The sequence below is a fragment of the Variovorax sp. GW531-E2 genome, from assembly GCF_059423125.1.
Genome location: NZ_JBWKXQ010000053.1, coordinates 40,554 through 47,632 on the forward strand (window position 1 = coordinate 40,554; position 7,079 = coordinate 47,632).

Annotated in this window: 8 protein-coding genes; 5 read left to right on the plus strand and 3 right to left on the minus strand. The window is 59.8% G+C overall.

What is annotated here, in order from left to right; genetic code table 11:
• Positions 1-92: 92 nt before the first annotated feature.
• The 3 genes from AC07XP_RS24575 to AC07XP_RS24585 all read right to left on the minus strand — a co-directional run bounded on the left by AC07XP_RS24575 (position 93) and on the right by AC07XP_RS24585 (position 3,106).
• Positions 93-1,487, minus strand: a complete 1,395-nt coding sequence (locus AC07XP_RS24575) for a phosphoribosyltransferase-like protein (RefSeq protein ID WP_495266151.1) — start codon at positions 1,485-1,487, stop codon at positions 93-95.
• A 30-nt stretch (positions 1,488-1,517) separates the two neighbouring features.
• Entirely contained in the window at positions 1,518-2,432 is a 915-nt protein-coding gene (locus AC07XP_RS24580) for a hypothetical protein (protein WP_495266152.1), read from the minus strand.
• Positions 2,433-2,848: 416 nt separating this feature from the next.
• Positions 2,849-3,106 carry a helix-turn-helix domain-containing protein gene (locus AC07XP_RS24585; RefSeq protein WP_495266153.1) on the minus strand — a complete coding sequence of 86 codons (258 nt, stop codon included), beginning with the start codon at positions 3,104-3,106 and terminating at the stop codon, positions 2,849-2,851.
• A gap of 161 nt (positions 3,107-3,267) precedes the next feature.
• Here AC07XP_RS24585 and AC07XP_RS24590 point away from each other — a divergent pair, with 161 nt between their 5' ends.
• The 5 genes from AC07XP_RS24590 to AC07XP_RS24610 all read left to right on the plus strand — a co-directional run bounded on the left by AC07XP_RS24590 (position 3,268) and on the right by AC07XP_RS24610 (position 6,895).
• Positions 3,268-3,588, plus strand: coding sequence for a hypothetical protein (locus AC07XP_RS24590; RefSeq protein WP_495266154.1), 321 nt, complete (start codon positions 3,268-3,270; stop codon positions 3,586-3,588).
• On the plus strand, positions 3,570-4,091 hold the full coding sequence (locus AC07XP_RS24595) for an HAD domain-containing protein (RefSeq protein WP_495266155.1): 522 nt from the start codon (positions 3,570-3,572) through the stop codon (positions 4,089-4,091). Before AC07XP_RS24590 ends, AC07XP_RS24595 begins: the two co-directional genes overlap by 19 nt.
• 458 nt (positions 4,092-4,549) lie before the next feature.
• Positions 4,550-5,485, plus strand: a complete 936-nt coding sequence (locus tag AC07XP_RS24600) for a metallophosphoesterase (RefSeq protein ID WP_495266156.1) — start codon at positions 4,550-4,552, stop codon at positions 5,483-5,485.
• Positions 5,486-5,570: 85 nt separating this feature from the next.
• Positions 5,571-6,023 (plus strand): HAD domain-containing protein, encoded by a 453-nt coding sequence (locus tag AC07XP_RS24605; RefSeq protein ID WP_495266157.1) that lies wholly within the window; start codon positions 5,571-5,573, stop codon positions 6,021-6,023.
• Positions 6,020-6,895 (plus strand): metallophosphoesterase, encoded by an 876-nt coding sequence (locus tag AC07XP_RS24610; RefSeq protein ID WP_495266158.1) that lies wholly within the window; start codon positions 6,020-6,022, stop codon positions 6,893-6,895. The genes AC07XP_RS24605 and AC07XP_RS24610 overlap by 4 nt, the downstream gene beginning before the upstream one ends.
• The last annotated feature ends 184 nt before the right edge of the window (positions 6,896-7,079 follow it).

A 7,079-nucleotide genomic window follows, 5' to 3' on the forward strand; every position in this document is an offset into this window, starting at 1 on the left:
CCGGTTTTCAGGGATAAGACAAGACTCTCGGTTACTCGATAGCGCCAACCGCTTGGGGCGACCAAAGGCGGCCGCTGAAGGTAGATGCTTGTCTAGGCGCGCGGGAACAGAGGGAGCCAGTCGATCTCTGCGCCGTCTGCGGCACGTACCTTTCCGGTAGCCCAGAGCACCGGCAAAGATGCTCGCGGGATAGAGTGCGCAAAGGCAAACGTAAGAGCCATCCCTTCCATGCCCAAACCGCACTTTTCGATGCGGCTGTCCGGCCAGCGATCCGCGTCGACCTTGCCATAGCGAGTGAGCAGGAATGACCGCCAGAGCTGAGCGCCGATACGTCGGCACAAATCATGAAGCTTTGTGTCCGTTTCCGGCTCGATAGACCAGGGCGTGGTGACGATATGCCGCGTCAGTTCGGCCCGAAATTCGCGGAGCTTCTCACGGCGCTCTTTGTGCGCGGTTGGCTCCAAGACCGGCTCAAGCTCTGAAATCCGAGCTTGCATGGTTTGGATTGCACCCGCCTGCAGAACTGCGATTCGATGTGTCTTCGCGTGAACGTGCAGCATCGCTCCGGACAAGCCGTACACCTTCACCATCGCATGGAACATGATTTGGCCGTAGTCCGTCACACATCCATACGCCCATTCCTGGCGTGCATCGCGCATGTGGTCGGCGTCGGCCAACGGAGGTGTTTTCTGACGGCGCTCCTCACCTCCTTCAACGCGCGCGCCAACGAGACTCTCTACCGTTCCCAGCAGCTCCGTGGCGGAGAACAACCCATCCTCCATGATGCGTACCAAGCGTCCGTCCCGCGCGCCCTTCGTCACCGCCTCGTGGATGGGCAGAATTTCAGCTGGTGCGCCTTTCGACTCCAGACCTTTTTTTAGAGCGTTCGACATCACGCCCCAGCTTTTGCCGATTGCGTCTTGAATGATGCCGTAAGGTCCGGGAAGCCCATGCTGCACTGCACATTCCACGGCGTGTTGGGTCAACGAGACTTGGAGCCTTCGCAGGATCGCGTCCGCCAGCAGCGGCCCGGAGACCGGATCGATCACTTGAAACTGTCGCCGCCATGCGTCGACCCGTGCATTTGCCCATTTGCCCGACGGGATGGTTGCGTGGTCCGGCTCGACATGGTCCCATTTCGAAAGCTCGGTGACTGCGCGAGAGCTGAAATCGAGACTGATTGCCATCAGGACGGCGTTCAACGCACTCGAATTGGGTCGCCTGAGTTCACGAGAAGAAGTTTCCAACCGCTTCAACTTGCGGCCAGCATCCTTCACGGTTTGATCACTGAGTGACAAACCTTTGGGGACGAAAATCGTTTCAGCTCGGAAATTCGCCGCCGCATCCAGCACGGACTCTGTGCTTTCCTCCACTGACTTTTTTTCTGGCAGCTCATGAACCAGGAGCTTGTCTCTCCAACCGTCGATAGCCAAGGCTGTGACGGCATCGGAGGTTGTCGCCAGTGCGCCGGAAGGCACGACCAGCATAGCGCGAGTCGACATATACGGAACTCGCGGTCAGTCAGTCTTCAGGGCCAGTTCAATCGCATGACCAGACAGCCGAAGCTGGCGGAGTTCCTCGATCGACATCGCTTGAATCGCTCGCACGAAGAAGGCTCGCAATTTCTGCTCTTCGTCCATTGGAGGAGAAATCTGCGGCTTGTTTATCGAGACTGGCTCGCCAACCAGAAGTGTCTTTGAAGTCTGCTGCGGCTTGGATGCTCTTATGTCCGAAAGTATTTGCCGAGTTGTCTGCTCCGTCGCTCCCAGCGATAGCAGCCGCGTGCCGAGCACACGCAAAATTGCGTCGGTCCGATATTCGTCCCACTCGTCGTAGAGGTTCAACTCCCGCAGAGCCGCCATGATGCGCGGGCCGTACTTGCGTGGCTCGCTCGGATCCGCCTTTTCCACCGGAATCGACACGTTTTTCGCCGCCAAGAAGCTCTGCGTGATGTGATTGAGCTCGTCATAGGTGACGGACCGGACTTCCTGCAGATCTGCGGGCGCAACCGCATCGGGCGCGAGAAGTTCGAGGCGTAGCTCTACAGGATTCCAGCGCGCTCGAATGATCGATGAAGGGTTGGCCAGAGCACGCCAGGCATTGATCACGAGCGGACGATGTCTTGGGCGTACTGGTGGCAATGGCGGCAAATCATCGGCTTGCGAAGCTGTTGCGAACACATCTGGCCCCGCCGGCTGCGTGAAATCTACAAGCCACTCGATGTCCGAGCCGCGCCGCGCCACTTCCGTGACCTGTTCATGGAAGTAGCTTTGAATGAGAGATCGAAGTCCCCCGAAGTCGATCTTGAGATCGATGTCCGGAAACTGCTGTCGAATATAGGAGCCGAGATAGGAGCCCAAAACTCTCTCGGGCTTAGGGAAACGTTCGCGGACGACCTCGGTGATGTCGGCGACCTTTGACGCTGAATCCATGTTTACTCCAGACAGACTATTGTCGGAGGTACCGCTGTGAACGGTGCCTCCGACGCTAAAAGTGCGGGTAAACAGAGCAGGTTTATGGGCCCCTCCCAAAAACCTTCGAAGTGCATCCAGGCGAGCACCTCAGTTCGTTCAGCTTTCGCTGTGCCTGAATCGCAGCCCAATCGTTGTTGGCATGCTGCGACTGGTTAATAGCATGTCGTCCGTCCGGACGGCAGTCAACATAACCCACGTCGGCAGTCTACCCTATCTCTGCGAGCCCTTGCAACTGAGCCCAGTTTGCGCTGAGGCGCGGTAGGGGCGTCGCACAACCCGACTTTCCCGGAGCCATCACCGGTCGGATATCTAAGCTTGAAAGCTCAGAGAGCCGCTGCTCAACACTGATAGCGATGCGCTCATAGCCAAATCGACTACGCACGGAGTTCCTTCTTGTATCGCTTCATCAGAGAGCGCATCAGCTCCGCCGGCTCCACTGTCAGTCCATCGCAGAGTGACACAAGGCTGGTCAGGGAAGGACTCGTCGTCGCTGTCTCCAGCTTGGCGATGAAGGTGCGGTTGAGGCCGGCGGCGAACGCCAACTCCTCCTGATTGAAGCCAAGCTCCGCCCGCCGAGCCTTCAACTCGGCCGCAAAGGCTTTCAGCAGCGCAGGATCCTGGGTCGACCGCATGCAACGAATCTCGTTGCGTGGCCTACTTTATGCACCCGTCTGTATGGTACAAATTGGAGGGTCACTGTTTGAGAGACGCGATCTGATGCTCGATATTTGCAGGATGAATGCAGGACTGCCACCGAAGACCTGGCTGTTCGGGTTCCCGGCACGCAGAGGTTGTGCATGACGCTTCCGCTCCTGTGCGCGGCAGTTGTGGCCGCGATCCTCTCTACTGGGTATGGGTGGTCGCGCCGAACGGCGCAAAGACCCGGCGGGAAGCGCTCCTCCAAGCGGAGAGCCAGGCATCGGGCGCGACCTTCTTCCCGGTCGATCCACGCCGCATGCTGGGCGATTGGGATGAAACCTGCATCCTGTTCGATCCGGATGCGCGCAAGGCCTGCATCGTCAGCCGCGGAAAGAAAGCCCGAACCGTCGATTTCGCGTACTTCAACACCTGGCAACTCAAGTGGACCGAATACCCGTGGCAGAAGCGACGCTGACCCATGATGCGACCGGCAACACGGGCGATTCCAGCGATCTGCTGTTCCTGGACATAGATGGTGTGCTTCACCCGATCGGTACGGACTATTCGTTCAGCAGCAGGTTTTTCAGCCATTTGCCGCTTCTGGAAGAGCTCCTTCGCGAGTTCAGGTCTGTCGATGTCGTCATCTCGTCGGATTGGCGGTTGGCCGAAGGCATCGAGCAGCTGCAGCGCTATTTCAGCGCTGACCTCCGGCACCGAGTCATCGGAGCGACGCCACAGATTGACCCCAATGTGATCGTTCACAACCGTCGCCAGTTGGAGATCCAGGCCTGGCTCGACGGGAACGGCCGCAGCGGCACTGAGTGGGCCGCGCTTGACGATTGGCCCTTGAGCTTTGAAGCAGGTTTCGAACGGCTCGTGCTCACCAATCCAAAGCTTGCGTTCGATCAGGATAGCTTTCAGGAGCTGCGCTCGCACCTCTTGCGGTTCGAGGCTCGCCACGAGCGCAAAACGAACTGATCACGCGGTGGATTCGGAACTTCCGTCTTGGGCTACAGCTAGTCATTTGCCATCGCCTTCCCCACATGAAATAAGCCGTCTCAGCGCGCCATTTCTCCGGATCGAAATCGCACTTTGTATATGCATGGCAACTTGCCGAAGGCCCCGCTGGGCCAAGCACAGCTGCTGTCCAGCGACTTGCGCGCGTTGACGATTTCGATTGCTCGGATGTGGTAGCTACCGCTAAGATGAACTTGACGAAAACGTTCCTCCAAGACTTACCTCAAACGCCATGTTGAACTTCTCAGCTGCGATCACCCGACGCGTCGTATCCGACGCGGGCGCGGCTGTGCGCATGGCCATATGTTTGCGGACCTCAACCCGAACCTCGAACCGGATAGCAGCGGCAATATCGCCTCGCCTCATCCTCGTTCCCCAGTCCAGGAGCTGACAAATTCGGCTCCATCCAGGAGCCCAGAATGGTCAGCCCAAAGCAACTCTTTCCTCCCCCGTCCGCAGGTGCTAACCCTGAGATTCTGATCTTCGGCGATCCGCACGGCGACTTCGCACCCGTGATCGCCGCAGTCGAGCGCTTGCGGCCCAGGGCGATCGTGCTGCTGGGCGACATCCAGGCGCGCCAGCCTCTGCACATCGAGCTGCAGCCGATCCTGGCTCTCACCGAGATCTGGTTCATCCACGGGAACCACGACGCGGACTCGGATGCGGACTACGACAACCTGTGGGGATCGGAGCTCGCTGACCGCAACCTGCATGGACAGGTCGTCGAGATCGCCGGGTTCAAGGTCGCGGGCCTGGGCGGTATCTTCCGCAGCAAGATTTGGGATCCGCGGCGACCGATTGAACAGGCGGCGTTCCAGTCGAGCGACGCCATGCGCCGCACCATGAAGCGCGAGGAACGGTGGAGAGACGGCATTGCCCGCCGGCACCGCTCCACCATCTTCCCGGACGACTTCCAGCAGTTGCTGCGGAGTGGACCCGCCGACATCCTGGTGACGCACGAGGCGCCGGCGGCTCATCCGCACGGCTGGCAGGTGATCGACGAGCTCGCCGAGGCGCTCAGCGTTCAGCTGGTTGTCCATGGCCACCACCATCAGAACATCGATTATTTCGCGGAAGGACTAACGACCGCCGCGGCATCGTTCCGCGCCTTCGGAGTCGACAAGGGCTCGCACCTGGCATGGCCGCTGGATCCGCAGGGGGAGACTGGGTTGGGAAGTCCCCCGCAAAACTTGCTTGATCTTGCTGCCCAGGTGTTCGGCGTAAAAGCCCAAGCCTGGTTGGACAAGCCACACGAATGGCTTGATGGTCAGACGCCCGCAGCGTTCGCAGCCGGGGGCGGGTCGGACAAGGTGCGATCGATGCTCAACGCCATTCAACACGGCGGGGTCGTATGACTACCGCCGCGGCGCTGTTCCGTGCCGTCGGCATGGGCTCGCACCTGGAATGGCCGCTGGATGGAAATGGACGGGGAGGTCCGGCGTGATCCTGTTTCTCGACTTCGACGGCGTGCTTCATCCCGAAGGAGAGGATCACATCCTCAACGGCGGCGTCGACTTCTGCTTCCTGCCCCGGCTTGAGGCACTACTGCGCGAATTCCCGCACGTGAACATCGTGATCAGTTCATCCTGGCGCGAGCAGCTTCTCTACAGGACCTTGCTGAAGCCTTTCTCCAGCGACATCAGAGCCCGCATCCTCGGAGCCACGCCTCATTCGGGTTTTGGCCTTCCACCGCCGTACAGGAAGCGTGAAGGAGAAATCCTCGCCTGGCTCCAAATCCATGAGGTGGTCGATGAGCCATGGGTCGCGCTCGACGATGCCTACTGGCAGTTCGATCACTGCAAGGACCATCTGGTGATGTGCGGCTCGTTCGTCGGCTTCGACGACAAGGCCAGTGCCGAGCTTCGCGCGCGCTTTGAAGGGGCGATTCAATGAAAGTACTGATCCTCTCCGACCTTCACCTCGAGTTCGCGCCCTTCGAGTCGGAACCCGATCTCGAATTCGATGTCGTCATCCTCGCCGGCGACATTCATTCGCCGGCCAAGCGCGCCGTCCAGTGGGCGGCGGATCGCTTTCGTGGCAAGCCCGTGGTCTATGTCGCCGGCAATCACGAGTACTTCGACGGACGGTTGGACACGACACTGGTCGAAGCGCGTCGCTCGGCCGAAGGCAGCAATGTCCATCTGCTCGACGGTGACGAGTTGGTGATCGATGGCGTGCGCTTCCTCGGTGCAACGCTGTGGACCGACTTCGCGCTCGCCATCGAAACGCCCGAAGGTCCGGTCAGCGATGTCGGGCGCGCCATGAAGATGGCGACCAATCTACTGAACGACTACGCGCTGATCCGCACGGTCGACGAGTCGGCAGAGCCCGACACTTGGCGGGACAAGCAAGGAAGAAAGCTTCAGGCGGCCGATACGCTTCGGATCCATCAAGTGCAGCGAGCATGGTTGAGCGAGAAGCTCGCGGAGCCGTTCTCCGGACCGACGGTGGTAGTGACGCATCATGCACCGCACCGCGGTTCACTTGCGCAGCGCTACGCCGATGACTGGGCCTCAGGCGCCTTCGTCAACGAGTTTCCAGAGGCAATCTTTGAGGTACCCGTGCTCTTCGTCCACGGCCACACGCATCAGTCGTTCGACTATCGAGTTCGCTCTTGCCGCGTCGTATGCAATCCGCGCGGCTATGTGAACTGGAGCGGCAGGATCGAGAACAAGACGTTCGATCCTGCCCTGGTCGTCGACGTGGAGCCCGGCGTCATGCACGAGAGGCTGCAGCCCGGATGTAGTCGCTCGCCCGGAGGTTAACCGCAGCGCATAGGTCGCTCCTTCAGTTTGGCTGCTTGCCTGCTCGAAATCGACGGAACTCACTGAAGTGCCGGATGGCCATCTGTTGCCGTCTGCTCGGCATACTGGTAATAGTCCGACGGTGACCGTTATTGACGCGCTCACTCGCGGGCGTTCAGTCGAGCATTGACCTCGTCGATGTCGA